Raw genomic sequence first — 26,561 nt, 5'->3', positions numbered from 1 at the left:
ACGCCTCGGTCCCACCCTAGACGCGTAAGGAAAGGGTTACCCGCCGGTCGGCTGACATGACACGTCCGGCTAATCTCGCATCCGTGGCAGATGCGAAGGAAATAGACGGCCGTGACGTTCTGGACGACCTCCTGGTCCATGTGGCGCGCGGGCGCCTCGCCCTCGGGCTCGCGGCGCTGGCCGCCCCGAAGGCGACCGTCAAGCTGATCGGAATGGGAGGGGGCGCGGACGCGGGGCGCGACTACCTCGCCCGCGTGTTCGGCGCCCGCGAGATCGCCCTCGGTGCCGGCTACCTGCTGAGCGGCCGGGAGGGGCGCCGCCTGCTCGCCCGCCTCGGGCTGGTCGCGGACGTCCTCGACACCGCGAGCGGGCTGCGCACCCGGGGCGCGGTCCCCCTGCGGGCCAGCGCCGGTGCGACCGCCATCGCCGCCGGCGCCGCCGCCGTCGGCGCGGCCAAGGTCGTCAAGGACCTCGCGGGGCGCTGACCTCCGCGTGCGGGACTAGCCTGGACCGCGCGCGAGACCCACCTCACATGGCGCCGGACGCCATGCGATGTAATCTCATACTGACCGAATCAGATTCGGGACGGAACCAACCCCAACCCCTTTGCTTTGGAGGCACCAGTGGCCGAGGCGTACATCGTCGGTGCGGTCCGTACCCCCGTCGGTACCAAGAAGGGCGCCCTGAAGGACGTGCACCCCGCCGACCTCGGCGCGCACGTGCTGAAGGAGCTCATCAACCGCACGGGCGCCGACCCGTCCGCGGTCGAGGACGTCATCATGGGCTGTGTGATGCAGGTCGGCCCGCAGTCCCTCGACATCGCCCGCACCGCGTGGCTGTCGGCGGGCCTGCCGGAGAACGTCCCCGGCGTCACCATCGACCGCCAGTGCGGCTCGTCCCAGCAGGCGGTCCACTTCGCCGCGCAGGGCGTGCTGTCCGGCACCCAGGACCTGGTCGTCGCCGCCGGCGTCGAGCAGATGGCGATCGTGCCGATGGGCTCGTCCGTCGCCATGGCCCTCGAGAAGGGCATGCCCTTCCCGTACGGCGAGGGCTGGGCCGAGCGCTACGGCATGCAGGAGGTCTCGCAGTTCCGCGGCGCGCAGCTGATGTGCGAGAAGTGGGGCTTCACCCGCAAGGACCTCGAGGCGTTCGCCCTCGAGAGCCACCAGCGCGCCGCCAAGGCCATCGAGGCCGGCTACTTCGACCGCGAGATCGCCCCGATCGCCGGGCTCTCCCGCGACGAGGGCGCCCGCCCCGACACCACCATGGAGAAGATGGCGGAGCTGAAGGCGCTGCGCGAGGGCTGGGACATCACCGCCGCCGTCGCCTCGCAGATCTCCGTGGGCGCGTCCGCGCTGCTCATCGCCTCCGAGGAGGCCGTGAAGCAGCACAACCTCACCCCGCGCGCCCGCATCCACACCCTCGCCGTCTGCGGCTCGGACCCGGTCTACATGCTGACCGGCCCGATCCCGGCGACCGAGAAGGCGCTCGCCAAGAGCGGCCTGAAGATCGACGACATCGACGTCTTCGAGGTCAACGAGGCGTTCGCGCCCGTCCCGATGGCGTGGGCGAAGGACACCGGCGCGTCCCTGGAGAAGACCAACCCCAACGGCGGCGCCATCGCGCTCGGCCACCCGCTGGGCGCCACCGGTGGCGTGCTCATGACCAAGCTCCTCCACGAGCTGGAGCGCACCGGCGGCCGCTACGGCCTCCAGACGATGTGCGAGGGCGGCGGCCAGGCCAACGCCACCATCATCGAGCGCATCTGATCCGCGTACCGTGAGCGGGCGAGGTCCCCACCGGGGCCTCGCCCGCCGGTGTTCGCAGAGCCCGCCGGTGTTCGCAGAGCCGCCGGTGTTCGAAGAACCCGCCGGTGTCCGCAGAGGGGGACGGCATGTACGAGACGATCGTCTACGCGGTGTCCGAGCGCGTCGCGCGCATCACGCTGAACCGCCCGGAGACCCGCAACGCCCTCAGCGATCGGATGACGGACGAGCTGCTGGACGCGTTCGAGCGCGCGAAGGCCGACGACGGCGTCCGGGTGATCGTCCTGACCGGCGCGGGCGACCGGGCCTTCTGCGCGGGGGCCGACCTGGGCGGGCTCGGCCGGGCGCAGGCGGACGGCCGCTCCGTGGCCGACGCCGGCGCGATCCGGGAGAGCGCCCCCTACCGCTTGTTCACGGCGTTCCCGAAGCTCGGCAAGCCGATCATCGCCCGCCTGGCGGGCCACGCCGTCGCGGGCGGCCTCGGCCTCGCCGCGTCCTGCGACCTGGTGATCGCCGCCGACGACGTCAAGCTGGCCACCCCCGAGGTCGACGTCGGCCTCTGGCCCATGATGATCATGGCGGTCATCAACCGGAACGTCGCCCCCAAGCACGCGTTCAAGCTCTACTACACGGGCGCCCGCATCACCGCGGCCGAGGGCCGCGACATCGGCCTCGTCACCGAGGTCGTCCCGCGCGCCGACCTCGACGCCCGCGTCGACGAGCTGGCCCGCACCATCGCCGCGAAGAGCCCCCTCGGCCTGCGCCGGGGCCGCGACGCCTTCTTCGCCACCGAGGGCCTCCCCCTGGACGACCAGGTGGCGCACCTCCTCGGCGAACTGGTCGCCCTGGCCGCGACCGACGACGCCAAGGAGGGCATCACGGCCTTCCTGGAGAACCGCACACCCGACTTCCAGGGTCGCTGAACCCGGACGGCGTCCGGCGCATCAGACATTCCGGTGGCCGCGGCTTTCGGGGGGCCGCGGCCACCACCACGACACGGGGACGGGCGATCCGGATGCGTCTCACGAAGTGATATTCAGGTGGGAATCGGTGGATCGTTTGGCATGCTGGACGCCGTGAGCGCTCGCGTGATGAGTCCTGTCCTGGTCGGGAGATCGGCCGAGCTGGACGGGCTGCGCGCCGCACTCGACGCGGCGCCCGGGGCGGTGCTGCTCGGCGGCGACGCCGGGTTCGGCAAGACGCGGCTGATCCGCGAGTTCGGGCGCCGCCTGGACGGGGTGCGCCTGCTCATCGGCGGCTGCCTGGAGCTCGGTTCGGACGGTCTGCCGTTCGCGCCGTTCACGACCGTCCTGCGGGGACTCGTCCGTGACATCGGCATCGACGGCGTCGCGGGGCTGGTCCCGCGCGGTGACACCGCCGGGCTCGCGCGGCTGCTTCCGGAGTTCGGGGAGCCGGAGAGCGACGCCGCGTCGGGAGAGGAGCGGGCCCGGCTGTTCGAGCTGGTCCTGACGCTGCTGGAACGGCTCGCGGAGCGCGGCCCGGTCGTCCTGGTGATCGAGGACGCCCATTGGGCGGACCGCTCCACCCGCGACCTGCTGGCGTTCCTCATCCGCAATGTCGGCCTCGCCCCGCTGCTGATCGTCGTCACGTTCCGGACGGACGAGCTGCACCGCACCCATCCGCTGCGGCCCCTGCTCGCCGGTCTCGAGCGCCTCGACCGCGTCCGGCGCGTCGAGCTCGGCCGGCTGCCGCGCGGCGACGTCGCCGCGCTCACCGCCGAGGTCCTCGGGCACGCGCCGCCCCCCGGCCTGGTCGAGCGGGTCCACGCGCGCAGCGAGGGCAACCCGCTGTTCGTCGAGGCGCTCCTCGCCGACGGGACGCTGGCGTGCGAGCTGCCCGAATCGCTCCGCGACCTGCTGCTCGCGGGCGTCCAGCGGCTTCCGGAGGACACCCAGGACGTGCTGCGCGACGCGTCCGGCGGCGGCACCCGCATCGAGCACGCGCTGCTCGCGGCCGTTTCCGGCCACGACGACGCCACCCTCACCCGCCTGCTCCGGCCCGCCGTGGCCGCGAACATCCTCGTGGTGGACGGCGACGGGTACGCGTTCCGGCACGCCCTCATCCGCGAGGCCGTCCACGACGACCTGCTTCCGGGCGAGCACACCCGGCTCCACACGCGCTACGCGGAGGCCCTCGAGAACGAACCGGGGCTCGTCCCGTCCGACCGGCTCTGGGTCGAGCTCAGCCACCACTGGAACTCCGCCCACGACCCCACGTGGGCGCTCGTCGCGTCCTGGCGCGCCGCCGCCGACGCCCGCAAGGCCCTCGCCTACGCCGAATGCCTGACGATGCTGTCGCGCGTCCTCGAACTGTGGGACCGGGTCCCGGACGCCGCGGAACGCATCGAGGTCGACCACCTCAAGGTCCTGGAGGACGCCGCGTCCGCCGCCGACCTCGCCGGCGAGTACGACCGCGGCATCAAGATCGCCACGGCGGCGCTCGGCGAGTGCGAGGCCGCCGCCGGCGGCTCCCCGGAAGCCAACGCCCGGTGGGTCCGGCTGCTGGAGCGGCGCGGCCGCATGCGGTACCAGCTCGCCCGGCACGGCTTCGTCGACGACCTGCGCGCCGCCGTCAAGGCGCTGCCGGACGGCCCGCCGACGGTCCTGCACGCGCGCGTCCTGTCCACGCTCGCGAAGTACGTGCGCTTCACGACCGACATCTCCGGCGCCCGCGCCGCCGCGCGGGAGGCGCTCGCCATCGCCCGCGAGCTGGGCGACCCCATCGCCGAGGCCGACGCGCTCTGCACCCTGTTCTGCGCCGACATCGAGTACGCGGAGACCGGCGTCACCCTCGCGGAGGTCGAGGACGCCGCGAACCGCAGCGGCGACCACGCGTCCAGGCTCCGCCACGCCGTCATCAAGTCGCACTTCCTCGAAGGCGCCGGGCGGCACGAGGAGGCCGCGGCCGTCGCCGCGCAGGGCGCCACCCTCGCCCGCAAGGCCGGGGTGGCCCGCACGCAGGGCACGTTCCTGTGCATCAACCAGGCGGAACCCCTGGTGTCCCTCGGCCGCTGGGACGAGGCGATGGCCGTCATCCGGCACGCCCTCGACCAGGACCCCGCCATCACCACCCGGACGTCGCTGCTCGTCCTCGCGGGCGAGATCGCGCTGGCCCGCGGCGACCTCGCCGACGCGAACGCGTGCCTGTCCCGCGCCGGTGAGATCATGAATCTCAAGATGGTGTGGCGCAAGACGCAGGACTTCTTCTCCACGCTCCGCCTCCAGGCCAGCATGGCGCTGAAGGAGGGCCGTCCCGCCGCCGCGCTGGAAGCCGCTCTCCAGGTCATCGACGAGCCCGGCCTGCCCGACGACGCCCGCTACGCCCTTCCCGTCCTCGTCCTGGGCGCCACCGCCTGCGTGGAGATCGGCCCGTCGGCCGCCGACGACCTGCACCGGCTCGAGGAGCGCGCCCGCGGGCTGGCCGTCCGCGGCCCCCTCCAGGAGGCGCAGGCCATGACCTTCCGTGCCGAGGCCGCCCGCGCGCGGGGCGTCCTCGACCGGGCCATCTGGGACGCCGCCGCCTCCGCCTGGGAGGCGCTCGGCAACCCCTACGCCCACGCGAAGGCGCTCGCCCGCGCCGCCGAGGCGGCCCTCGCGTCCGGCGACCACGACGCCGCATCCGCCCGCCTGACCTCGGCCGCGGCCCTCGCCCGCGGCCTGGGGGCCGTTCCGCTCGGCGCTCGGATCGCCGACCTGCTGCGCCGCACCCGCGCGCCGCGCCGCACCGCGACGGACCCCGCCGCGCCCCTCGGCCTGACGCCGCGCGAGTTCGAGGTCCTCCGCCTGGTGGCCGACGGCCGCAGCAACCGCGACATCGCCGAGGCCCTCTTCATCTCCGTGAAGACGGCCAGCGTCCACGTCTCCAACATCCTCGCCAAGCTGGACGTCGCGAACCGCGGCGAGGCCGCCGCCACCGCACACCGGCTCGCTCTCTTCGCGGCCCCGGCGACCTGACCCCGCGAGCGCGACGGGGGCGGGCGCACCGACCGGTGCGACCGCCCCCGGCGGGGACGCCGGGGCGTCAGCGCGGGACGCGCGCCACGCAGAAGACCGTCTGGCCGAAGGGCGGCCGCACGAACCGCTCGATGCCGCGGGTCAGCGGGACGACCGTCCGGTCGTAGATCTTGACCAGCCGCGGGTCGGGGTAGCCGGCGCCGCCGCGGCGGACCGCGAACCACCAGGCGATGCCGCCGAGGAAGTTGATCGGCTTCAGCACCTCGGGCACGAGGCCGGCGTCGCGGACCGACTTCTCCAGCGTCGCCGGGGTGTACCGGGTGACGTGGCCGACCTTGCGGTCGAAGTCGCCGTACAGCTGCATGTAGCCGGGGACCCAGATCACGATGCGGCCGCCGGGCAGGGTGACCTTCGCGAGGTCGCGCAGCGCCTGGACGTCGTCCTTGATGTGCTCCAGGACGTTCATCATCACGACGGTGTCGACCTGCTGACGGATCTCGACGTCCGCGGGCAGCTCGAGGTGGATGACCTCGACCTTGTCGCTGCCGTCGTACCGCTTGCGGAGCTCGCCCACGCAGTACGGGTCGTTGTCGGACACGACGAGGTAGTCGAGGCGGTCGGCGAGCTGCTCGGAGAAGTGCCCGAGACCGGACCCGATCTCCAGCAGCGACCGGCCGACGTGCGGCGCGACCGTGTCGTACTCGTACTTGCGGTAGTTGCGGGCCTCGTCGCCGCCCAGGTGGTTCTCGAGCGCCCCCTCGCCCGCGGCGGGCTGGACGACCTCGCCGTCGCCCGCCGTGGGCACGGCCGGCGCCGGTGCGCGGCGGCTGCCGAGGAGGTTGAGGAGGGTGCCTGCGATGGACTTCTTCTGACCTGGTGGCTGCATTCTTCCCGCTCGCTGAGTGCGTTGGCGTTCGGCTTCTCGTTCGCCGGATCGAAAGACCTGGGCCCGTCGGGCAACCGGTCTCGGGCGCAAAGGTCGGGACAGTCTACCCACCCCTACGTCCCCCGGACGCGGAGCGTTCACCTTTGCCGCCCGGACACCGTAGCGCACGGCGGGCCGCCGGTCACCCAGGGCTCACCAGGTCACGCCCCTCAGCCGATGGTGCGGTGGACGTCCTCCCGGTCGCTCGGGCCGGGCTCCGACGGGCCGATCCAGGGGCCGGGGATGGACGGGTCGAGCACGCCCTCCTCGACCCAGGCGAAGTCGCCCGCGAGGGCGGCGCGGGCGAGTCGCGCGTCCATCGCGTCGGTGTTGCGCCAGAGGCCGTCGAAGAGCTCTTCGACCCGTACACGCGCCTGCCGGCAGAACGCGTCGGCGAGCAGGATCCGGGACGCGCCCCCGTCGGACCGCGCCCGCACGCAGACCGCGCTCATCGCGTACAGTTCGGCGCCGATGTCGACCATCCGGCCGAGGAACCCCTGCCGGCGCTCGAGGCCGCCCTGCCAGCGTCCGGCGGCGTAGAAGGTGGAGCGCGCCAGTTTGCGCGACGCGCGCTCCACGTACCGGAGATGGCGGGCGAGCGGCCCGAACTCCGCGTACGCGTTCGGCCGCTGCCCGGCGCCGGTGACCAGGGTGGGCAACCACCGGGCGTAGAAGCCGCCGGCGCGCGCCGCCGCGCGGGCCTTCCGCCCGGCGGACGCGTCCGGGTCGATGATGTCGCCCGCGACCGACAGGTGCGCGTCGACCGCCTCCCGCGCGATCAGCAGGTGCATGATCTCCGTGGAGCCCTCGAAGATCCGGTTGATCCGCAGGTCGCGCAGCATCTGCTCGACGGGCACGCCCCGCTCGCCCCGGGCGGCGAGGGACGCGGCGGTCTCGTAGCCGCGGCCGCCGCGCAGCTGGACGAGCTCGTCCGCGACCCGGCAGGCCATCTCGGACGACCAGAGCTTCGCGAGCGCGGCCTCGATCCGGATGTCGCCCCGCTCGTCGTCGGCGAGCTGCCCGGACAGGTCGAGCATCGCCTCCAGCGCGTACGCCGTCGCGGTGATGAACGCCACCTTCTTCGACACGGCCTCGTGCTCGCCGACGGGCCGTCCCCACTGCACCCGCTCCCTCGACCACTCCCGGGCGATCTTCGCGGCCCACTTGCCGCTCGCGGCGCACATCGCGGGCAGCGACAGCCGCCCGGTGTTCAGCGTGGTCAGCGCGATCTTGAGGCCGGCGCCCTCCCTGCCGATGAGGTTCGCCGCCGGCACCCGGACGCCGTGGAACCGCGTGACGCCGTTCTCGATGCCCCGCAGCCCCATGAACGCGTTGCGGTTCTCGACGGTGATGCCGGGGGTGTCCATGTCGACGATGAACGCGGAGATGCCGCCGCGATGCCCGTCCGACTTCGGGACGCGGGCCATCACCACGACGAGGTCGGCGACGACGCCGTTCGTCGTCCACAGCTTGACCCCGTCGAGGACGTAGGAGTCGCCGTCCGGGACGGCCGTGGCGCGCAGCCGCGCCGGGTCGGACCCGACGTCGGGCTCGGTGAGCAGGAACGCGCTGATCTGCCGGGCGCAGCGCGGGAGCCACACGTCCTTCTGCTCCTGCGTGCCGAACAGCTTGACCGGCTGCGGGACGCCGATGGACTGGTGCGCCGACAGCAGCGCGCCGAGCGCGGGGGAGACCGAGCCGACCACCATGAGCGCGCGGCCGTAGTACAGCTGGCTGAGCCCGAGGCCGCCGTACCGCTCGGGGATCTTCATGCCGAGCGCGCCCATCTCGCGCAGCCCGCCGATCACGTCGTCGGGGATCCGGGCGTCCCGCTCGATGAGCGCCGGGTCGACCTTCGTCGCGCAGAACTCCGTGAGCTCGGCGAGGAACTCCTCGCCGCGGCGCCGCGCCTCGTCCGTCGGCCGCGGATGCGGGTGGATGAGGTCGAGCCGGAAGTCGCCCAGGAACAGCTGCTTGCCGAAGCTCGGCAGCCGCCACTCCGTCTCGCGCGCCTCCTCGGCGACCTTCCGGGCGGTCCGTTCGTCGACGTGGCTCATGCCGGCTCCTTCGTGCCGCGGCGTGCCTGCCTTCCGACGGTACGCCGGGGCGGGACGGCTGAGGAGACCGACTGCGCCGCCATATCCCGGAAAAAGAGTGCAAAGACTGATCTAATGGCGGGGGTATCGCCGAAGGCCTTGACCGGTCCAGGCCAGAGGGGTTCGCTGAGTGTAATGGATGAGACACGTAAGCCCACTCTCATCGCCTCAGTGCAACGTGCCCTGCACCTGATGGAGGCGGTGGCCTCCCACCCGAGCGGGGCGCCCGCGAAGCAGCTCGCCCGCGAGGCCGATCTGCCGCTCGCCACCACCTACCACCTGCTGCGCACCCTCGCCCACGAGGGCTACGCCACCCGTCTCCCGGACGGTATCTGGGTGCTGGGCGACCGCGTCCACACCCTGCACGGGCAGAGCCGGGCGCAGCAGCTGCTGGCGGAGGTCCGCCCGGTGCTGGCCGCGCTGCGTGACGAGCTGGGCGTGGCGTGTTACTTCAGCGTCCACGACGACGGTGAGATCAAGGTGATCGACATCGCCGACGGCCCCCGCAACCCGCGCGTCGACCTTCGGGTCGGTTTCGAGGACGCGGCGCACGCCACCGCTATCGGCAAGTGCGTCCTCAGCCAGCTCGACGAGGACCGCCGCCGCGCCTATCTGGACCGGAGCCGCCTCGTCGACCTCACTCCGCACACCATCACCGAGCCGCGGCACCTGCTGAACAGCCTCCGGTCACCGAACGGCCTGTCGTTCGACCGGGAGGAGTACGCCATCGGCACCGGCTGCGCCGCCGTCCCGGTGACGGACGCGACCGGCACCGTGGTCGGCGCTCTCGCGATCTCGTGCCGGCCCGCGAGGCTGCCGAAGATCGCGGCGTCCGCGGACCGGCTCCGGGCGTCCGCCGCGACACTCCAGCGCACCCTCGCCCTCCGGGCGGGATAGGCAGGGCCCTCCGGGCGGGATAGACAGGGCGGTGTGGACGGTGGCGGAGGCCGGATCGCCGTCCGGCCTCCGCCAGGGTGTCAGGTACGGGTGGAGATGCAGAACGGGTGTCCGGCGGGGTCGAGCAGGACCCGCCAGCGATCCGGCTGGGGCTGCTCCTTCGGGGTGGTGGCGCCCAGGGCGACCAGTTCGGCCTGCGCCTGGTCGAGGTCGTCGACGCCGAACTCGAAGTGCACCTGCTGCGGCACGTCGGGGCTCGGCCAGGTGGGGGCGCGGTAGTCGTCGTTCCGGACGAACCCGATGCCCGGCATGCCCTCCCGCCCGAGGAGGACGAACTCCTCGCTCTCGTACTGGGCGGGCAGATCGAGGATGTCGGCGTAGAACCGCGCCAGCTCGGCCGGGTCGGCGCAGTCGACGCTGAGCCCGCCGATACGGACCTTGGCGCCGGTGGATTTCGCGTTGGTGGATTCGCTCATGACGCCGGACGCTACGAGGTGACCCGGTCAGTTCCGGTCCGGGTCATGCGGCAGACTGGCCGCGACATGCTGGACACCTCGGCTCGGCTCCTGCGGCTCCTCTCGCTGCTGGCGACCGGCCGCGCGTGGACGAGCGGCGAGCTGGCCGACCGCCTGGAGATCACCGAGCGGACCGTCCGCCGCGACATCACGCGCCTGCGCGACCTCGGCTACGGCATCGAGTCGCAGATGGGGCCGTGGGGCGGCTACCGCCTGGGTGCGGGAACGACCGTCCCGCCGCTGATCCTGGACGACGAGGAGGCGCTGGCCGTCGCCGTCGGCCTGCGGGCCGCCGCGCTGGGGGCCGTCTCCGGCAGTGACCAGGCGGCCCTGTCCGCCCTGCTCAAGCTGCGGCAATGGCTGCCGTCCAGGATCGCCGACCGCCTCGGCACGCTGGACACGGCGCTGACGCACATCGCCCGGCCCGACGACGGTCAGACGTCCCCGGCGCTCCTGCTCGACCTCGCCACCGCCTGCCGCCGGGGCGAACGCCTCCGGATGACGTACCGGGACGGGTCGGGCGCGATGTCGAACCGCCGGGTAGACCCCTACCGGCTGGTCTCGACGGGACGCCGCTGGTACCTCGTGGCCCATGACCTGACCCGGCAGGACTGGCGCACGTTCCGCACGGACCGCGTCATCGACGCCGCCGCGATCGGCCAGCCCGTGGACCTGCCCGACCCGCCGGACCCGGCGCGCCTGGTCAGCAGGGGCCTGGCCGTGAACCCCTACGCGATGCACGTGACGATCCGCCTGGCCATGCCCCTCGAGGAGGCGCTGCGCGTGGTCCCGGCGACGACGGGTTTCCACCGCCCGGACGGCGACGACGCCACCATCATCGACATAGGCGGCCCGGACGCCGACGGCCTGGCCCGCTACCTCCTGGGCCTGAAAACGCCCCTGAGAATCCTCGCTCCGGAGGACGTGCGCCAGGCGTTCCTGGCCCGCGTCCGGCGGCTCCTGGACGAGAACCGCTAGCCCGCGCGGGGCGTCAGCCGGGGGAGCGGTGCGCGGCGAGGAGGCGGGCGAGCGCGGCCGCGAACCGGGCGGGGTCGACGCCGGCGGGCGGGCGGCCGAAGAACTCGCTGGACAGGTGGTAGCCGGTCAGGGCGGAGACCATGACCGCGAGCAGCGCGTGCGGGTCGTCGTCGCCGGAGGCGCCCGGCAGGTCCCGCCGCAGATGCTCGCTCTCCTCCGCGATGCCCTGGTCCAGGAGCGCGTCGCGGATCTTGCCGGTGAGCTCGGGGAACCGGCCGTGCTCGCGGGCCATCAGCGTGATCAGCGGCCTGATCCGCGCCATGTACTCGATCTGCTGCAGGAGGCGGCGGGCGAGCGCGTCCTGCGGGTCGCCGGCGAGGGGGCCGCGCTCGAACGTCCGGCGGTGCCGCTGGGCGCGGTCGAGTTCGCGTTCGAAGAGCTCGCGGAACACGTGCTCCTTGGACCGGAAGTGCCGGTAGAAGCTGCCGCTGCCGGGGGACAGCCCGGCCCGCTCCTCGATGTCGGTGACGGCCGTCCCGCCGAAACCGCGCCGCTGGATCAGCTCGAGTGCGGCGTCGAGGATGCGCTCGCGCGTGGAGGAGGGCACGCATGCAAGATAGCTCTTGCAAATGCAAGAGAGCTCTTGCACAGTGGAGGGCCCGAGCCGAAAGGCCGCGCCGATGCCCGCGATACGCGCGTCCCATGCGTCCCCCCGTTCCGTCCGGATGGTGTCGGCCGTCCTCCTGGCCACGGCCGGTCTGTCCGCCGTCGACGCGCCCCCGGCGCAGGCGGCGGACGGCCAAGGAGCCGTCGTCGTCGCTCCCAAACAGCAGAGCTGGGTGTTCCGGGACGCCGGGGGCCGCGAGGTGACCCTGCGCGGCTTCAACGTCTCCGGGAGCACGAAGCTCTACGAGAACGGCCTGCTGCCGTTCCGCACGACCGCGGACGCCGCCAGGTCGGCCCAGGCGATGCGCGACCTCACCGGCGCCAACGCGGTCCGCTTCCTGATCAGCTGGGAAGGGGTCCAGCCCGCCCCCGACCGGATCGACCACGCCTACCTCGACCGCGCCATCGCGCAGATCAGGGCGTTCACCGACCGGGGGTTCCGCGTCCTGCTCGACTACCACCAGGACCTCTACTCCTCCCACCTGTTCAACTCCGGCAGCTGGTACACCGGGGACGGCGCGCCCAGGTGGGTGGTCCAGGCGGGCGGCTACCCCAAGGAGTCCTGCGGCATCTGCCTGCTGTGGGGGCAGAACATGCAGAACAACGCCGCCGTGCGGAAGGCGGCCTACGACTTCTGGCGCAACCGCGTGCTCACCACGTCCGCGGGGCCGGTCGGCGTCCAGGACGCCTACCTCGCCCAGGCCAAGGCGACCATGACTTACATGAAGCAGCGGCTGCCCCAGTCCGCCTTCGACGGCATCGTCGGCCTCGACCCGTTCAACGAGCCGTTCGACGGCGGCCTGGACGGAGGCACCGGCCTGGACTGGGAGAAGAACCACCTGATGCCCTTCTACCAGCGCGTCCGCGCCGCCATGGACGAGGCGGGCTGGAACGCCAAACCCGCGTTCGTCGAGCCGCTCGTCTTCTGGAACACCGGGTTCTTCGAGCAGGGCGGCATGGCGTCGGTCGGGCCGCTGGGCACCCGGATGGTGTTCAACAGCCACTACTACGACGGCGCCCGCATGACCGTGGACCCCTCGCCCGCATCCGACGGGACGTACGCCGCCGCCATGAACGAGATCCGGCAGCGGGCCGCCGCCCTCGGCACCGCGCCGCTGGTCTCGGAGTTCGGCAACAAGCTCTCCGGATCGGGCAGCGACCGCACCCCCTGGATGATCCGCGCGATGTACCAGGGCATGGACTCCGGCGTCGCGGGCCGCACCTGGTGGAACGGGCCGGCGGCGGGCGGCTCGGTGCTGTCGTCGATGCAGTGGCACTGGGACGTCTACAGCGGCCGCCACCGCGAGCTCATGAACGGCAACCCGGGCAAGGTGCAGACCGAGGGCGACGGATGGAACGACGAGGACCACTCGGTCGTGGCCGCCGACGACGCGGGCAACGTCACCCTCCGGCTGGACGCGCGCGTCCTGGACCGGCTCTACCCCTCGGCGGTCAACGGCGACACCCTCGCCTTCGCCTTCGAGGACCTGGCCCGTTCCGGGTACGGCGGCGCCGGCAGGCAGCAGGCGTGGCTCACCGTCCCGTCCTCGATGCCGACCCTGGCCGCCCTCGTCAAGGACCGCCAGTACGCCGTGCTGGCGTGGCGGGGATCGGCCACCGCCGCTCCCACGGAACTGCACCTGCCGCGCTCGTTCGCCCCGGCGGGCACCACCGTCGTCAGCGATCTCGGGACGGTCAACGGCGTGCCCGCGTCGGGCGCCGTCCGGGCCGTCCACGAGACCGGCTCCACCTCGGCGTACCGGCTGCAGCTCACGGCGCCCGCGGCTCCGGGCGCGGTGCACGTCGCCCTGGTCGTCAACACGACGGCCGGCACACCCGTGACGGCCGGGCAACTGGCCGCGGCCCGCACCGAACTCACTGCTTGGACGAACCGCCAGTTCCCGTCCAACTGACCGGAAACACCCCGGCGGCCGAGTCGGCGATGTACGGCTGAGACCGAGGGCCCGAGGAATCGTGCCCGGCACGTCGACCAGCTGGGGCGTCGCCAACAAGAGCGACCAGAGTCCTGCCCGGCGGCCCTCACCGATTCCTGACGCGTCTCTGGGGAGAGGAAGCATCGCCCGACATAATCGGCCTATGGGAAAGAATTACGACCGGATTGACGGCAGGCTGCGCGCCTTCATCGAGGCGCAGCACATCTTCTTCACCGCGACGGCGCCGCTGGACGGCGACGGCACCGTCAACCTCTCGCCCAAGGGGCTGACCGGCTCGTTCGCCGTGCTGGACGAACGCACGGTGGCCTACCTCGATTTCGCCGGCAGCAACGCCGAGACGATCGCGCATCTGCGGGAGAACGGACGCATCACGCTGATGTGGTGCGCCTTCGACGGCCCGCCCAACATCGTGCGCGTGCACGGCCGCGGGGAGCCGGTCTTCCGCGACGACGCGCGCTGGGCGGAATTGATGAGCCATTTCCCGGACATCGACCCGACCGCGCACGGCCTGCGCGCGATCATCGTCGTGACCGCCGAGAAGATCCGCGACACGTGCGGGTACGCCGTTCCCTTCATGACGTACGAGTCCGACCGCCCCCTGCACGCCTCCCGGTTCGAGCGGGAGACCGATGAGTCGCTCGACGAGTACTTCCACAAGAAGGAGCATGTCGCGACCAGCATGGACGGCCTGCCGGGACTGCCCCTGCCCCTCCCCCCGCTTCCCTCCATGTGACGCGGGTGCAACCTTTGTCGGCTCCGGGCGCATCAGGGGGGTGTGGAGCAAAGGGCGAGCATGGCGAAGCCGGGGCGTGACGAGGAGTTCACCGCGTACGTGTCGGGCCGGCTGAGCTGGCTGCGGCGCGTCGCTTACCTGCTGTGCCAGGACTGGCACCGCGCCGACGACCTGGTGCAGACCGCCATCACGCGCCTGTACGTGCACTGGCGGCGGGCTTCGGCGGCCGACAACCTCGACGGGTACGCCCGGACTGTCCTCGTGCGCGTGTACCTGGCCGAGCAGCGGGGCGGGTGGCGGCGGCGGGTCCGGGTCGTCCGGGACACGCCGGACGCGGCTGTCAGCGACGAACTCGCCGACCTGGACCTGCGGGCGGCGCTGGCCGCCCTGCCGCCCCGGCAGCGCGCGGTCGTGGTGCTGCGCTTCTACTGCGATCTGTCCGTCGAGCAGACGGCGGACGCCCTGAACTGCTCCACCGGAACCGTCAAGAGCCAGTCCGCGCGCGGCCTGGCCGCGCTGCGCCGCACCCTGCGGCCGGTCGAGCATCAAGGGGAGAGCCGGGCATGAACACCATCAAGGACGAACTGGAGCGCATCGCCGGCACCGCCGGGCCGGCCCCGAGGGTCGACATCGCAGCGGCGGCCGTGAGGGGCCGCCGCATCCGCCGCATCCGCCGGACCAGGACGGGGACGGCCGTCGGGGCCGTGCTGGCGGGCGCCGTCGGGGTCGGAGCCGTGGTCCTTCCCGGACCGGACACCGAGCGCGGGGCCGGCATCGCGTCCGCGGCGCCGTCCTACGCGGAGCCCCTGGTCGCCCAGGCCACGTTCGGGTGGCTTCCGGACGGCTACAGGGAAAGCCTGTGGATCCGGGATGATCAGGGTGCCCGGACCTTCTCGGTGCTGGCCACCCGGGTCGACTCTCCGACGGTGGGGATCGAACTGAGCGTCCACCGTGCCGAGCCCGGCATCGGGCGCCTGCCCGGGGGGCGGGAGGGGCGCCGCACCCCGGCCGCTCCGGTGAACGGACGTCCGGCGTACTGGACGGTCAAGCCCGGCGAGCGCGGCTCGGAGCAGGTCCCGGCGGAGTTCCGGTGGGAGTTCCGGCCGGGGCGCTGGGCGGTCCTCGCGATCACCGACCGCCGGCCGGTCACGTCCGGCATGGTTTACCGCATCGCGTCCGCGACAAGGTTCGCCGACCGGCCGGTGGAGTTCCCGCTGCACATCAGGGGGTTCCCGGCGGGCTTCACGGTGAAGCGAGCCGTCCTCAGCGAGAAGCCGTCGGTCTCCATGTACCTGATCCCCAAGAGCGGAAAACAGGGCGGGCTGTCCATCACATTGCATCGGCCCGTCAGAGGCGGCACGTTCGTTCCCCCCGATGGAGCGTTCAAGGGCGACACGCACCAGGGCGCCAAGGGCGGATTCCTCGTGGGCTTCACGGCCACGGGGGACGCCGTTCCCCTGGTGAAGGCGAAGGGGGGCGCGCGAGGACTCTTCGACCGGACGACGGTGCTCCCCGGCACGCCGGGGCGGTGGGCGGCCCGCCCCCTCGGCTGATCGGTGGGACGGGCGTCTTCGCAGGTCGATGACGGGGACGTGACCGAAACGGGACGCGGCCGTTTTGTCCAAATGCCCGCTCATGGGTGATGCTGGTGACGTGTCAACGGAGACTGTGATCAGCGCCGCCGAGCTGCGCGCGTTCCTGCACCGCCTGCCGGGTGTGGACGAGGTCGGGGCGGGGGAGCGGGCCGCGCGGCTGGCCACCCGGTCGATCAAGACGTCCGCGAAGGCCGAGGCGATCGACCTGGCGATCTCGATGGTCGACCTGACCACGCTGGAGGGCGCCGACACGCCGGGGAAGGTGCGGGCGCTGTGCGCCAAGGCCGCCCGGCCCGATCCGCTGGACGCGGGCGTGCCCAGGGTCGCGGCCGTCTGCGTCTACCCCGACCGGGTGGACGTGGCGGTCGAGGCGCTCAAGGGGACGGGCATCGGGGTCGCGAGCGTGGCGACGGCGTTCCCGTCCGGACGGGCGCCGCTCGAGGCGAAGCTGGTGGACACGCGGGCGGCCGTCGAGGCCGGGGCGTCCGAGATCGACATGGTGATCGACCGCGGCGCGTTCCTGTCCGGGGACCTGCTCAAGGTGTACGAGGAGATCGTCGCGGTCAAGGACGCCTGCGGTGACGCCCACCTGAAGGTCATCCTGGAGACGGGCGAGCTGGTCACGCTCGACAACGTGCGGCGGGCGTCCTGGCTGGCGATGCGCGCCGGCGCCGACTTCATCAAGACGTCCACGGGCAAGGTGTCGCCCGCCGCGACGCTGCCGGTGACGCTCGTGATGCTGGAAGCGGTCCGCGACTTCCGGGCGGAGACCGGGCGGCAGGTCGGCGTGAAGCCGGCCGGCGGCATCCGCACGACCAAGGACGCGATCAAGTATCTGGTGCTCGTGAACGAGACGGCGGGCCCGGACTGGCTGACGCCGGAGTGGTTCCGGCTGGGCGCGTCCAGCCTGCTGAACGACCTGCTGATGCAGCGCCGCAAGCTCACCACCGGGGTCTACTCCGGTCCCGACTACTTCTCGCAGGACTGACCATGGTCTTTGAGTACGCGCCCGCGCCCGAGTCGCGGGACGTCGTCGACATCCGCGCGTCCTACGGGCTGTTCATCGGCGGCGAGTTCACCGACGGGCACGGCGACCCGTTCAAGTCGATCAATCCGGCCGACGAGACCGTGCTGGCGGAGATCGCCACCGCGAACGCGGCGGACGTCGACCGCGCCGTGAAGGCGGCCCGCACCGCGTTCGACAAGGTCTGGGGCCCGATGCCCGGCCGGGAGCGCGCCAAGTACCTGTACCGGATCGCGCGGATCCTCCAGGAGCGGGCGCGGGAGCTCGCGGTGCTGGAGTCGATCGACAACGGCAAGCCGATCCGCGAGTCCCGGGACGTGGACGTCCCGCTCGCCGCGGCGCACTTCTTCTACCACGCCGGATGGGCCGACAAGCTCGGCCACGCCGGGTTCGGCGCGGACCCGCGGCCGATCGGGGTCGCGGGGCAGGTCATCCCGTGGAACTTCCCGCTGCTGATGCTGGCCTGGAAGATCGCCCCCGCGCTGGCCTGCGGCAACACCGTGGTGCTCAAGCCGGCGGAGACGACGCCGCTGACCGCGCTGCTGTTCGCCGACATCTGCCGGCAGGCCGACCTGCCGCCCGGCGTCGTGAACATCGTGACGGGCGCGGGCGACACCGGCCGGCTGCTCGTGGAGCACGAGGGCGTCGGCAAGGTCGCGTTCACCGGGTCCACCGAGGTCGGACGGCTGATCGCGCGGAGCGCGGCGGGCACGGGCAAGAAGCTGACGCTGGAGCTCGGCGGCAAGGCCGCGAACATCGTCTACGACGACGCGCCGCTCGACCAGGCCGTCGAGGGCATCGTCAACGGGATCTTCTTCAACCAGGGGCACGTCTGCTGCGCCGGGTCGCGGCTGCTCGTCCAGGAGACCATCGCGGACGAGCTGCTCGACCGGCTGAAGGCGCGGATGGCGACGCTGCGGATCGGGGACCCGCTCGACAAGAACACCGACGTCGGCGCGATCAACTCGGCCGAGCAGCTGGAGCGGATCCGGGCGCTGGCGGCGGTGGGCGAACAGGAGGGCGCCGAGCGGTGGTCGCCGCCGTGCGAGCTGCCGGAGCGCGGTTTCTGGTTCGCCCCGACGGTGTTCACGGGCGTCTCGCAGTCGCACCGCGTCGTCCAGGAGGAGATCTTCGGGCCGGTGCTGTCGGCGCTGACGTTCCGCACGCCGGACGAGGCCGTCGCCAAGGCCAACAACACGCCGTACGGGCTGTCCGCCGGGATCTGGACGGAGAAGGGCTCCCGCATGCTGTGGACGGCGGAGCGGCTCCGCGCGGGGGTCGTGTGGGCCAACACGTTCAACAAGTTCGACCCGGCCTCCCCGTTCGGCGGCTACAAGGAATCGGGGTTCGGCCGTGAGGGCGGGCGCCACGGATTGGAGGCGTACCTCGATGTCTGACCGTCTCGCGGTCCGCAAGACCTACAAGCTGTTCATCGGGGGCGCGTTCCCGCGCTCGGAGTCGGGCAGGTCGTACGTGGTGACCGATGCGAAGGGCCGGTTCGTGGCCAACGCCTCCCACGCGTCCCGCAAGGACGCCCGTGACGCCGTGACGGCCGCCCGCAAGGCGTTCGGCGGCTGGTCCGGCCGCACCGCCTACAACCGCGGCCAGATCCTCTACAGGGTCGCCGAGGTGCTGGAGGGGCGCGCCGCCCAGTTCGTGGACGAGCTCCGCCAGACGGGCGTCACGAAGCCGCAGGCCGTCGCGCAGGTGGACGCGGCCATCGACCGGTGGGTCTGGTACGCGGGGTGGGCGGACAAGCTCGCCGCCGTCGCCGGGTCCGCGAACCCGGTGTCGGGGCCGTTCTTCAACTTCTCGACGCCGGAGCCGACGGGCGTCGTCGCGGTCGTCGCGCCGGACTCGCCGCTGCTCGGCCTCGTGTCGGTCGTGGCGCCCGCGATCGTGTCGGGCAACACGGCGGTCGTCGTCGCGTCCGAGCCGGCGCCGCTGCCGGCCGTCACGCTCGCGGAGGTGCTCGCCACGTCCGACCTGCCGGGCGGGGTCGTCAACATCCTCACGGGTCGGCGCGCGGAGCTCGCGCCGTGGCTCGCGTCGCACATGGACGTGAACGCGCTCGACCTCGCCGGGGTCGGCGCCGATGCCGTCGCGGCGCTCGAGGAGGCCGCCGCGGGGAACCTGAAGCGGGTCGTCCGGCCGGGGGACATCGACTGGGCGGACGAGCCCGGAACCGCCCGGATGACCGCCTTCCTGGAGACCAAGACGGTCTGGCATCCGGTGGGCGTCTGACACGGAAATCACGGACTGTGTGTAGAGCATCACGAACTGTGGAATAGATCTCCCCAGATGAGACTGATCATCACGGGGGGAGATCAGTGCCTACCAAGACCGCATCTCGCACCGCGTCCGGCCGCAGCACGGCCGCACGGGCGAAGAGCACACCAGTGAAGAAGTCCACCGCCGCGAAGAAGCCGGCCACCCGGTCGAGCGCGGCCAAGACGAAGACCTCGGCGGCCAGGCGGTCGACGTCCGGGACCACCACGGCCCGGATGTCGGCGAGCCGGTCCGGGACGAAGACGTCGTCGTCCCGCACGTCGGCCGCGAGGAAACCGGCGAGCCGCACCGCGTCCGCGCGGTCGGCGTCGAGCCGCACCACGTCGGCCGCGTCGGCCCGCGTCACCAAGGCCGCGAGCCAGGCGAAGGCCGCCGCGACGCAGATGAAGTCGGTCGCGACGAAGGCGTCCACGTCGGCCAAGGCCATGACGGCCATGAACAAGGCCATGACGACCGCGACCAAGGCGATGGCGGACGCGGCGAAGGCGATGGACTCCGCCGCCAAGGCCATCAAGACGACCGCGGACAAGGCGGGCGCGACGACCCGCGCCGCGTCGTCCACGGCCCGGTCGAGGACGACCGCGAAGAAGAGCGGCACGACCTCGAGGTCGGGGACGGCGCGCAAGACGACGTCGGCCGCGGCCGGCCGGTCCAGGCCGGCCACGGCCAGGGCGAGCACCGCCAAGAGCGGCACGACCAGGTCGAGCACGGCGAAGTCGGCCGCGTCGAGGTCGGGCACGGCGAAGTCGGGCACGGCCAGGAGCACGGCCAAGTCGGGTACGGCGCGCAAGAGCGCCGCGGGCAAGAGCGCCGCGGCCGCGAAGCCGGCGGCGTCCGCCGCGCGGTCCGGGACGAGCCGCACCACGAAGGCCGCGGCGAAACCGAAGGCCGCGACGACCCGGCCGCGCGCCGCCAAGGCCGCGACGGGCGCGCGGAAGGCGACGGGAACGCGGGCCAAGGCGGCCGCGGGCGCGGGGAAGGGGACCGCGGAGGCCGCGATCTCCTCGACGCCGCCCGCGCCGTCCCCGATGGCGAGGAGCGCGACCGAATCGCTCCAGCACTCGACGAGCACCGACGGCGGGTTCCTCACGGGCCTGACGAGCGACGCGCGCCGCGAGAGCTGACCGCCGGGCGCGTCCGGCGCGGAGCCCCTGCCCCGATCGAGGGGAGGGGGGCTTCGCCGCGGAGCGGCCCGGCCCGGACGGAGGACCGTATGGACGAGAAGGACATCCTGGACCGCATCCAGGTGGTCGTCGACGAGGAGCAGCGGCTCCGGGACCTGCACAGGCAGGGCGGACTCGGGCGGGCGGACGAGCAGCGCCGGCTCCACGAGCTCGAGGTGGAGCTCGACCAGTGCTGGGACCTGCTCCGCCGCCGCCGCGCCAAGCGGGACGCGGGCCAGGACCCCGAAGAGGTGTCGGAGGTCCGCCCGGCGGAGCAGGTCGAGGGCTACCTGCAGTAGCTACATGCGCTCGGGGGTCGGCACGCCCAGCAGGTGCAGGCCGGTCTCCAGGGTGCGGAGCGTCACCGCGCACAGAGCCAGCCGGGACGCCCTGGCGGCCTCGTCGGGCGCCTTCAGCACCGGGCAGTTCTCGTGGAACGTCGTGTAGGCGTCGGCGACCGCGTAGACGTACGTCGCGAGCTTGTGCGGCTCGGCGGCGGCCGCGGCCTGCTCCAGCACCGAGCCGAACCCGAGGAGCTGCAGCGCGAGCGCCCGCTCGGCCGGCTCGGTGAGGACGATCGGCCCCGCCGCGTCCTCCGGGGCGAGCCCGCCCTTGCGGAAGATGGACCGGATCCGCGCCGCCGCGTACTGCAGGTACGGGCCGGTCTTGCCGTTGAAGGTGATCATCCGGTCGAAGTCGAAGACGTACTCGCTGTCGAGCGCGACCGACAGGTCGGCGTACTTGACGGCGCCGATCCCGACGTCCCGGACGATCGCGGCGCGCGTCGCGTCGTCGAGCGGCTCGTCCCGCTGGATCTCGTCGAACACGGCCCCGGCCCGCTCGACGGCCTCCTCGAGCAGTTCGGCGAGCTTGACGGTGCCGCCCGCCCGCGTCTTGAGGATCTTGCCGTCGGTGCCGAGGACGTTGCCGATCTTGGCGTGCTCGGCCTGGACGTCGTCGCTCAGCCAGCCCGCCATCCGGGCGACCGCGAACACCATCTGGAAGTGCAGCGCCTGCGGCGCCCCGACCACGTAGACCATCCGGTCGACGCGCTCGGTGTCGACCCGGTACCGGATCGTGGCGAGGTCGGTGGTGGAGTAGTTGTAGCCGCCGTCGCTCTTCCGGATGATCATCGGCAGCGGCTCGCCCTCGCGGCCGGTGAAGCCGGGCGGGAACGCGCACAGGGCGCCCTCGCTGACGACCGCGATGCCCTTGTCCTCCAGCTCCCGGACGGTCGGGGCGAGCATGTCGTTGTAGAAGCTCTCGCCCTTGATGTCGTCGTCGGTGAGGGTGACGCCGAGCTGCCGGTAGACGAGGTTGAAGTACCGCTTGGACACGTCCACGAGGATCTGCCAGAGGCGCAGCGTCTCCGGGTCGCCCGCCTGGAGCGCCACGACCCGCCGCCGGGACCGGTCGGCGAACGCCTCGTCGGCGTCGAACTTCTGCCGGGCGGCCTGGTAGAAGGCGGTGAGGTCGGAGACGGACGAGTCGTCGCGCGCGGCGGCGTCCTCGCCGAGGTCGAGCAGGTGCTCGATCAGCATGCCGAACGGGGTGCCCCAGTCGCCGACGTGGTTGTCCCGGACGACCTCGTGCCCGAGGAAGCCGAGGATGCGGGCGATGGCGTCGCCGACGATCGTGGTCCGCAGATGCCCGACGTGCATCTCCTTCGCCACGTTGGGGGAGGAGTACTCGACGACGACCCGCTGCGGCGCCGCGGTCTCGGGGATGCCGAGCCGCGCGTCCTCCAGGGCGTTCTGCGCCTCGCCCGCGATCCACGCGTCGCTGAGCGTCAGGTTCAGGAACCCCGGGCCGCTGACCTCGACGTTCGCGATCACATCGGCGGTGTCGAGGCGCGCGGCGATCTCATCGGCCACGTCGCGCGGCTTGCGGCCCAGCCTCTTGGCCAGCGGCAGCGCCACATTGGCCTGGAGGTCGGCGAACTGCGACGGCCGGATGACCGGGTCGGCGTCCGCGTACGACGGTCCGAAGGCGGCGCTGAGCGCGGCCTGGACGCGGGCGGCGAGAACGAGCTGCGGATCGGGCATGCTCCAAGGCTATCGGCGCCGGGGCGCCGGACCGGCACATATTCGCCCGTCGCGGAGGGTGCGTCACGGCACGCCGGGCGCCTCGTCGTGCTCGGGGACGGCGGGGGCGCCCGGTCCCGGCCGCTCCGCGGGCTCGGCGGGCCGGTCGTCGCGCTCGCCGTGCGTCCAGCGGCCGAAGCGGGACGTCCGGGTCAGCGCGACCTGCTCGCGGATGCGCTCCACGATCCGCCCCTCGGCGAGCTGGTGGGCGAGCAGGCACGCCGAGGTGATCGCGCGCGCGTGCGAGGCGCCGTGCGCGATCACCACCGTCCCGTTCAGGCCGAGCAGGACGCCGCCGCCGTAGGTGTCGGGGTCGAGGCGGTGGCGGAGCTCCTGCAGCCGCCTCCGCTGGAGCAGCGCGCCCATCCGCGCCGTGGCGCTGGACGTCATGGCGGCGCGGATCTCGGAGAACGCCGTCCGGACCGTGCCCTCCATCGTCTTGAGGGCGACGTTGCCGGTGAAGCCGTCGGTGACGATGACGTCCACCGCGCCTTGCAGGAGGTCGTGCCCCTCGACGTTCCCCGCGAACTCGATGCCGTGGTGGCCGCTCGCCAGCAGCTCGTGGGCGCGCCTGGCCAGCTTGTTGCCCTTGCCCGCCTCGGCCCCGATCGACAGGAGCCCGACCCGGGGGCGGTCGCGTCCCAGCAGGATCTGCGCGCACGCGGTGCCGAGCGCCGCGAACTGGACGAGGCCCTCCGGCTTCACGTCCGCGGTCGCCCCGGCGTCCAGCAGGATCGTCGGATGCGGACGCGTCGGAAGCGTCACCGCGATCGCCGGCCGCAGCACGCCCTGCTGGCTCTTCAGCCTCAGCCGGGACGTCGCGACCACGCCCGCCGTCGTGCCCGCCGACACCAGCGCCGACGCCCGCCCCTGCTTGATCAGATGGCAGGCGATCGCGATCGACGAGCGGGGCTTGCGCCAGCTCGCGAGCGCGCCCTCGCCCATGTCGAGCGCCTCGTCCGCGTGGACGATCGGGACCTTCCCCATGAAGTCGTGCCGCTCCAGCTCCCGCCGGATCCGCGACGCCCGCCCCACCAGCACCAGCCGGACGCCGTGCAGGCGGATCGCCTCCACCGCGCCCGCGATGATCTCCTCGGGGGCGTTGTCGCCGCCCATCGTGTCGACCGCGACCGGCAGCGGGCGCGCGGGTTGGCGCACCGGGACGGGGCGGCGGACCGGCGCCGGGCGCGACGGCTCGCCAGGGCCGGGCATGGCGGCTCCAGGAGGGTGGAAGGACGAGGTGCGCCGCAAGAACGCAGCTCATCGCATCGTAGGCGGTCCGTCCCCCTGCCTCGCGCGCGCCCGGCCGGAGTGGTGGTCCTCACTCGTCGCGGTGGCAGTCGGCCCCCAGGCACCCGGCGTTCTCGACGAGCGGCTCACCGGCCACGAGGATCGTGTAGAAGCTGCGGTCGGTCTCGAGGTCGCCGGTGCCGAGGACCTGAACCGGCCGGTCGTCCTCGGTCACGCCGGTGCACGTCGCGCCGAGCCTGCCGGCGGTCAGGCCGGGCAGGTCGGTGCACGTCAGCGCGGTCCGCAGGCGGACGCCCCGGTCGTGCAGCTCGGCGGCGGCGGTGGTGGGCAGCGCGCCGCGCAGCGCCGCCTGCGTCCGGTAGCGCAGTTCGTCCCCGTCGGACAGGGCCAGGTAGGCCGCGCCCGCGCTCGCGGCGGCCAGGGCGAGCAGCCCGGCGGCGCCTGCGGCCAGGCCCTTGGTGCGAGTGATCTCCACACCGCTTTCCTCACCGACGGCATGCCCCTACAAACCCGCTGACCTGGTCAGATGTCAGCGGCAGCCGAGGCCGAGGCAGTCCTGGCGGAGCACCTCCCGCCCGTCGACCGCGATCACGTACGTCTCGCGGGGATGCTCGGCCCCGGCGTCGCGGGCGATGCCCTCGACCGTGACGGGCCGTCCGGTTCCCGTCCTCCCGGTGCAGTTCACGCGGACGAGGTCGGTCCCGGACGCGCGGACGGTGCAGTCGGGGCGCTCGGGGACGTCGAAGCCGCGTTCCCGCAGCTCGGCGACCGCGCCGTCCGCGACCGCGTTGCGGTACGCGCCCTCGGAGATCCTCTGCATCACCTTGCAGCCCGGCAGCGTGAGGACGAGGAGGGCGGCCAGGCAGGCCATCGCCGCGCGTCTCATGGGCAGACCTCGGCGACCGCGTCGGCGACGGCGTCCGGACGATCGAGCGAGACCATGTGCAGGCAGCCGGGCAGCTCCGCCCGGCTCCCGTGCGGGCTCATCCCGGCGAGTTCCGCGTGGGCCTCCGCCCAGCTCCTCGCCCGGCGCGAGTCCGGAGCGTTCCCGAGCGCGGTCAGCACCGCCAGCGGGATCGCGGGGAACCGCCGCCGCTCCCGCAGCCGGGCGAGATCGACGGCCATCTCCCGGTACGCCAGGTTCTCCGCGAGGACGGTGCCGAGGACCGTTCCGCGCCCGTACACCGCCCGGACGGTCTTCGCCGGGACGGGCTCGTCCCGCGTGGTCGTCCGCGCGAGCACCAGGCGCCGCCCCAGCGGCCCCAGCATGCGCGCCAGCCGCGTCGCGTCGAGCAGCGCGCCGAACGCGGTGGCGAGCGGGGTGAGCGCGGCGGCCTTCCGGACGAGCACGCGCGGGTCGCGCTCGCAGCTCGGGTCGACCAGGACCAGGCCGCGGACGAGGTCGGGCCGCAGCCGCGCCAGCGCCTCGGCCGGGAACGCGGCCATCGAGTGCGCGAGGAGGGTCACCGGCCGTCCGGCCCGCTCCGCCAGCACCGCCATGGTTCCGACGTCGCGGCGCAGGCTCGGCGGCCTTTGCGCCGCCGGGCTGAGGCCGAGGCCCGGACGGTCGAACACCATGACGCGGTACGCGCCCTCCAGCAGGCGGACCACGGGCGTCCAGTCGAACCACGCCCCGCCGAGCCCGGTGCTCAGCAGCAGCGGGGGACCGCCCGCGGGCCCGGACTCGACCAGGTGCACCTGCTCGCGCCCCACATTGACGATCATGACGCCGTCCTCTCCGCGGCGGCCCGCCGGCCGGTGTGCAGTGCCCACGCGATGGTCAGCAGCCCGGCGCACAGGATGGCGATCTGGACGCGCTGGAGGATGCCCAGCCACCGCCCCGCGTACATCGCGACCAGCGTGCTCAGCGCGAACACCGCCTCGGTCAGCGCGAGCGGCCATCCCCACCGCGCCAGCGCGGGCCACCACCCGTACCGGCGCGCCGCCAGCGACAGCGTGAACAGCGCCGCCACGCCGCAGACGATCACCGAGCTGCTCGTCACGGCGTGGAATCCGTGGGAGAAGCTCAGGGTCCCGGAACGCTCCTTCAGCGCGCACCGCGTCTCCAGGGACGGCGCGCAGTCCAGCGGGAAGACGGCGTCGCCGATCGCGCACACCCCGAACAGGGCGAGGAACGTCCAGCCCGCCGTCGCGAGCGGCCGCCGGGGGAGGCGCGCCAGCATCCCCGCCGCCACGGTGATCGACAGGACGCCGGTGACGAGGTCGCCGCCGCTGTAGACGAGGTGGAACGGCTGGTCGGAGGCCGAGAGTTCGCTCACATAACCGTTGATGACGTCCAGATCGGGGCTGAGGAAATGCTCCAGCAGGAACGTCGCGTACGAGACCGCCGCGAGGAACGCGAATACGATCAGAGGGCGGGGCGCGACCCCCGGCCCCCGCGCGTCGACAGACTCCACACCGCCCCCTCGGCCCGGCCCGTGCCCGCCAGTATTTCGGACCTTAGGGCCGGATGTGACGCAGACCGCTCATCGGGCGCGCGGCGCGGAGACGAGCTGACAGGACGTAATCATTGTGCACGGGCCGTCCGCTCCACGATGATGTCGTGTTGGTTTGCGTAGATCGTCCTTGACCAGCATCTTCAGTCGGGGGAGCGGGTATCAATTCTGCATGTACCGTCCCAAAACTGTTC

Annotated in this window: 25 protein-coding genes; 14 read left to right on the top strand and 11 right to left on the bottom strand. The window is 72.9% G+C overall.

What is annotated here, in order from left to right; all coding sequences use genetic code 11:
- Window positions 1–83 precede the first annotated feature (83 nt).
- The 4 genes from IE99_RS0107970 (at window position 84) to IE99_RS33375 (ending at window position 5,740) form a co-directional block, all read left to right on the top strand.
- Window positions 84–485, top strand: coding sequence for a hypothetical protein (locus IE99_RS0107970; protein ID WP_245623108.1), 402 nt, complete (start codon window positions 84–86; stop codon window positions 483–485).
- A gap of 138 nt (window positions 486–623) precedes the next feature.
- Window positions 624–1,769, top strand: coding sequence for an acetyl-CoA C-acetyltransferase (locus tag IE99_RS0107965; protein WP_030165958.1), 1,146 nt, complete (start codon window positions 624–626; stop codon window positions 1,767–1,769).
- Between the two features lie 104 nt (window positions 1,770–1,873).
- The gene (locus IE99_RS0107960; protein WP_157610126.1) at window positions 1,874–2,689 is read left to right on the top strand and encodes an enoyl-CoA hydratase/isomerase family protein; all 816 of its coding nucleotides are present in this window, start codon (window positions 1,874–1,876) and stop codon (window positions 2,687–2,689) included.
- 153 nt (window positions 2,690–2,842) lie between these two features.
- Window positions 2,843–5,740, top strand: a complete 2,898-nt coding sequence (locus IE99_RS33375) for a helix-turn-helix transcriptional regulator (RefSeq protein ID WP_281176511.1) — start codon at window positions 2,843–2,845, stop codon at window positions 5,738–5,740.
- A gap of 67 nt (window positions 5,741–5,807) precedes the next feature.
- Here the strand turns inward: IE99_RS33375 and IE99_RS0107950 are convergent, their stop codons facing one another.
- Window positions 5,808–6,626: a class I SAM-dependent methyltransferase gene (locus tag IE99_RS0107950; RefSeq protein ID WP_030165948.1), complete on the bottom strand. Its 819-nt coding sequence runs from the start codon at window positions 6,624–6,626 to the stop codon at window positions 5,808–5,810.
- 209 nt (window positions 6,627–6,835) lie between these two features.
- Complete coding sequence (locus IE99_RS0107945) at window positions 6,836–8,722, bottom strand: acyl-CoA dehydrogenase family protein (RefSeq protein WP_030165945.1); 1,887 nt, start codon at window positions 8,720–8,722, stop codon at window positions 6,836–6,838.
- Between the two features lie 210 nt (window positions 8,723–8,932).
- Between IE99_RS0107945 and IE99_RS0107940 the strand changes: the two genes are divergently transcribed.
- A complete protein-coding gene (locus tag IE99_RS0107940) occupies window positions 8,933–9,658 on the top strand; it encodes an IclR family transcriptional regulator (RefSeq protein ID WP_245623107.1) in 726 nt (241 codons plus the stop codon).
- 80 nt (window positions 9,659–9,738) lie between these two features.
- Here the strand turns inward: IE99_RS0107940 and IE99_RS0107935 are convergent, their stop codons facing one another.
- Window positions 9,739–10,134, bottom strand: coding sequence for a VOC family protein (locus tag IE99_RS0107935; RefSeq protein ID WP_030165940.1), 396 nt, complete (start codon window positions 10,132–10,134; stop codon window positions 9,739–9,741).
- A gap of 45 nt (window positions 10,135–10,179) precedes the next feature.
- On the opposite strand from IE99_RS0107935, the gene IE99_RS0107930 reads away from it, so the two are divergent.
- A complete protein-coding gene (locus IE99_RS0107930; protein ID WP_245623106.1) occupies window positions 10,180–11,151 on the top strand; it encodes a helix-turn-helix transcriptional regulator in 972 nt (323 codons plus the stop codon).
- 13 nt (window positions 11,152–11,164) lie between these two features.
- Here the strand turns inward: IE99_RS0107930 and IE99_RS0107925 are convergent, their stop codons facing one another.
- Window positions 11,165–11,758 carry a TetR/AcrR family transcriptional regulator gene (locus IE99_RS0107925; RefSeq protein ID WP_030165928.1) on the bottom strand — a complete coding sequence of 198 codons (594 nt, stop codon included), beginning with the start codon at window positions 11,756–11,758 and terminating at the stop codon, window positions 11,165–11,167.
- Between the two features lie 73 nt (window positions 11,759–11,831).
- Here IE99_RS0107925 and IE99_RS0107920 point away from each other — a divergent pair, with 73 nt between their 5' ends.
- From IE99_RS0107920 to IE99_RS0107890, 7 genes are all read left to right on the top strand, one after another.
- On the top strand, window positions 11,832–13,730 hold the full coding sequence (locus tag IE99_RS0107920) for a cellulase family glycosylhydrolase (protein ID WP_245623105.1): 1,899 nt from the start codon (window positions 11,832–11,834) through the stop codon (window positions 13,728–13,730).
- 184 nt (window positions 13,731–13,914) lie between these two features.
- Window positions 13,915–14,505 carry a pyridoxamine 5'-phosphate oxidase family protein gene (locus IE99_RS0107915; RefSeq protein WP_030165922.1) on the top strand — a complete coding sequence of 197 codons (591 nt, stop codon included), beginning with the start codon at window positions 13,915–13,917 and terminating at the stop codon, window positions 14,503–14,505.
- Window positions 14,506–14,565: 60 nt separating this feature from the next.
- Window positions 14,566–15,072: a SigE family RNA polymerase sigma factor gene (locus IE99_RS0107910; protein ID WP_030165919.1), complete on the top strand. Its 507-nt coding sequence runs from the start codon at window positions 14,566–14,568 to the stop codon at window positions 15,070–15,072.
- Window positions 15,069–16,058 carry a hypothetical protein gene (locus IE99_RS0107905; RefSeq protein ID WP_030165916.1) on the top strand — a complete coding sequence of 330 codons (990 nt, stop codon included), beginning with the start codon at window positions 15,069–15,071 and terminating at the stop codon, window positions 16,056–16,058. The genes IE99_RS0107910 and IE99_RS0107905 overlap by 4 nt, the downstream gene beginning before the upstream one ends.
- Window positions 16,059–16,158: 100 nt before the next feature.
- A complete protein-coding gene (gene deoC, locus IE99_RS0107900; protein ID WP_030165913.1) occupies window positions 16,159–17,088 on the top strand; it encodes a deoxyribose-phosphate aldolase in 930 nt (309 codons plus the stop codon).
- A gap of 2 nt (window positions 17,089–17,090) precedes the next feature.
- Entirely contained in the window at window positions 17,091–18,521 is a 1,431-nt protein-coding gene (locus IE99_RS0107895; RefSeq protein WP_030165910.1) for an aldehyde dehydrogenase family protein, read from the top strand.
- Window positions 18,514–19,368, top strand: a complete 855-nt coding sequence (locus IE99_RS0107890; RefSeq protein ID WP_030165907.1) for an aldehyde dehydrogenase family protein — start codon at window positions 18,514–18,516, stop codon at window positions 19,366–19,368. The genes IE99_RS0107895 and IE99_RS0107890 overlap by 8 nt, the downstream gene beginning before the upstream one ends.
- Before the next feature lie 70 nt (window positions 19,369–19,438).
- On the opposite strand, the gene IE99_RS31725 is transcribed toward IE99_RS0107890, so the two are convergent.
- Window positions 19,439–20,503 carry a hypothetical protein gene (locus IE99_RS31725; RefSeq protein ID WP_157610122.1) on the bottom strand — a complete coding sequence of 355 codons (1,065 nt, stop codon included), beginning with the start codon at window positions 20,501–20,503 and terminating at the stop codon, window positions 19,439–19,441.
- Between the two features lie 123 nt (window positions 20,504–20,626).
- Between IE99_RS31725 and IE99_RS0107880 the strand changes: the two genes are divergently transcribed.
- Window positions 20,627–20,875 carry a DUF2630 family protein gene (locus IE99_RS0107880; protein WP_030165901.1) on the top strand — a complete coding sequence of 83 codons (249 nt, stop codon included), beginning with the start codon at window positions 20,627–20,629 and terminating at the stop codon, window positions 20,873–20,875.
- On the opposite strand, the gene argS is transcribed toward IE99_RS0107880, so the two are convergent.
- From argS to IE99_RS0107850, 6 genes are all read right to left on the bottom strand, one after another.
- Window positions 20,876–22,621, bottom strand: a complete 1,746-nt coding sequence (gene argS, locus IE99_RS0107875; RefSeq protein WP_030165899.1) for an arginine--tRNA ligase — start codon at window positions 22,619–22,621, stop codon at window positions 20,876–20,878. It lies immediately after the preceding gene.
- A 63-nt stretch (window positions 22,622–22,684) separates the two neighbouring features.
- Complete coding sequence (gene plsX, locus IE99_RS0107870; RefSeq protein ID WP_084219352.1) at window positions 22,685–23,872, bottom strand: phosphate acyltransferase PlsX; 1,188 nt, start codon at window positions 23,870–23,872, stop codon at window positions 22,685–22,687.
- Between the two features lie 109 nt (window positions 23,873–23,981).
- Window positions 23,982–24,386 (bottom strand): hypothetical protein, encoded by a 405-nt coding sequence (locus tag IE99_RS0107865; protein WP_051712206.1) that lies wholly within the window; start codon window positions 24,384–24,386, stop codon window positions 23,982–23,984.
- Window positions 24,387–24,440: 54 nt separating this feature from the next.
- Window positions 24,441–24,797, bottom strand: coding sequence for a hypothetical protein (locus IE99_RS0107860; protein ID WP_030165890.1), 357 nt, complete (start codon window positions 24,795–24,797; stop codon window positions 24,441–24,443).
- Window positions 24,794–25,636: an alpha/beta fold hydrolase gene (locus IE99_RS0107855; protein WP_030165887.1), complete on the bottom strand. Its 843-nt coding sequence runs from the start codon at window positions 25,634–25,636 to the stop codon at window positions 24,794–24,796. The genes IE99_RS0107860 and IE99_RS0107855 overlap by 4 nt, the downstream gene beginning before the upstream one ends.
- A complete protein-coding gene (locus IE99_RS0107850) occupies window positions 25,633–26,328 on the bottom strand; it encodes a DUF998 domain-containing protein (protein WP_245623104.1) in 696 nt (231 codons plus the stop codon). Before IE99_RS0107850 ends, IE99_RS0107855 begins: the two co-directional genes overlap by 4 nt.
- Between the last annotated feature and the right edge of the window lie 233 nt (window positions 26,329–26,561).

It is taken from the genome of Spirillospora albida (genome assembly GCF_000718255.1).
In the GTDB taxonomy this organism is placed as follows: domain Bacteria; phylum Actinomycetota; class Actinomycetes; order Streptosporangiales; family Streptosporangiaceae; genus Spirillospora; species Spirillospora albida.
The sequence above is the reverse complement of the archived record's forward strand: the minus strand, read 5'-3'. Positions and strand labels throughout refer to the sequence as shown.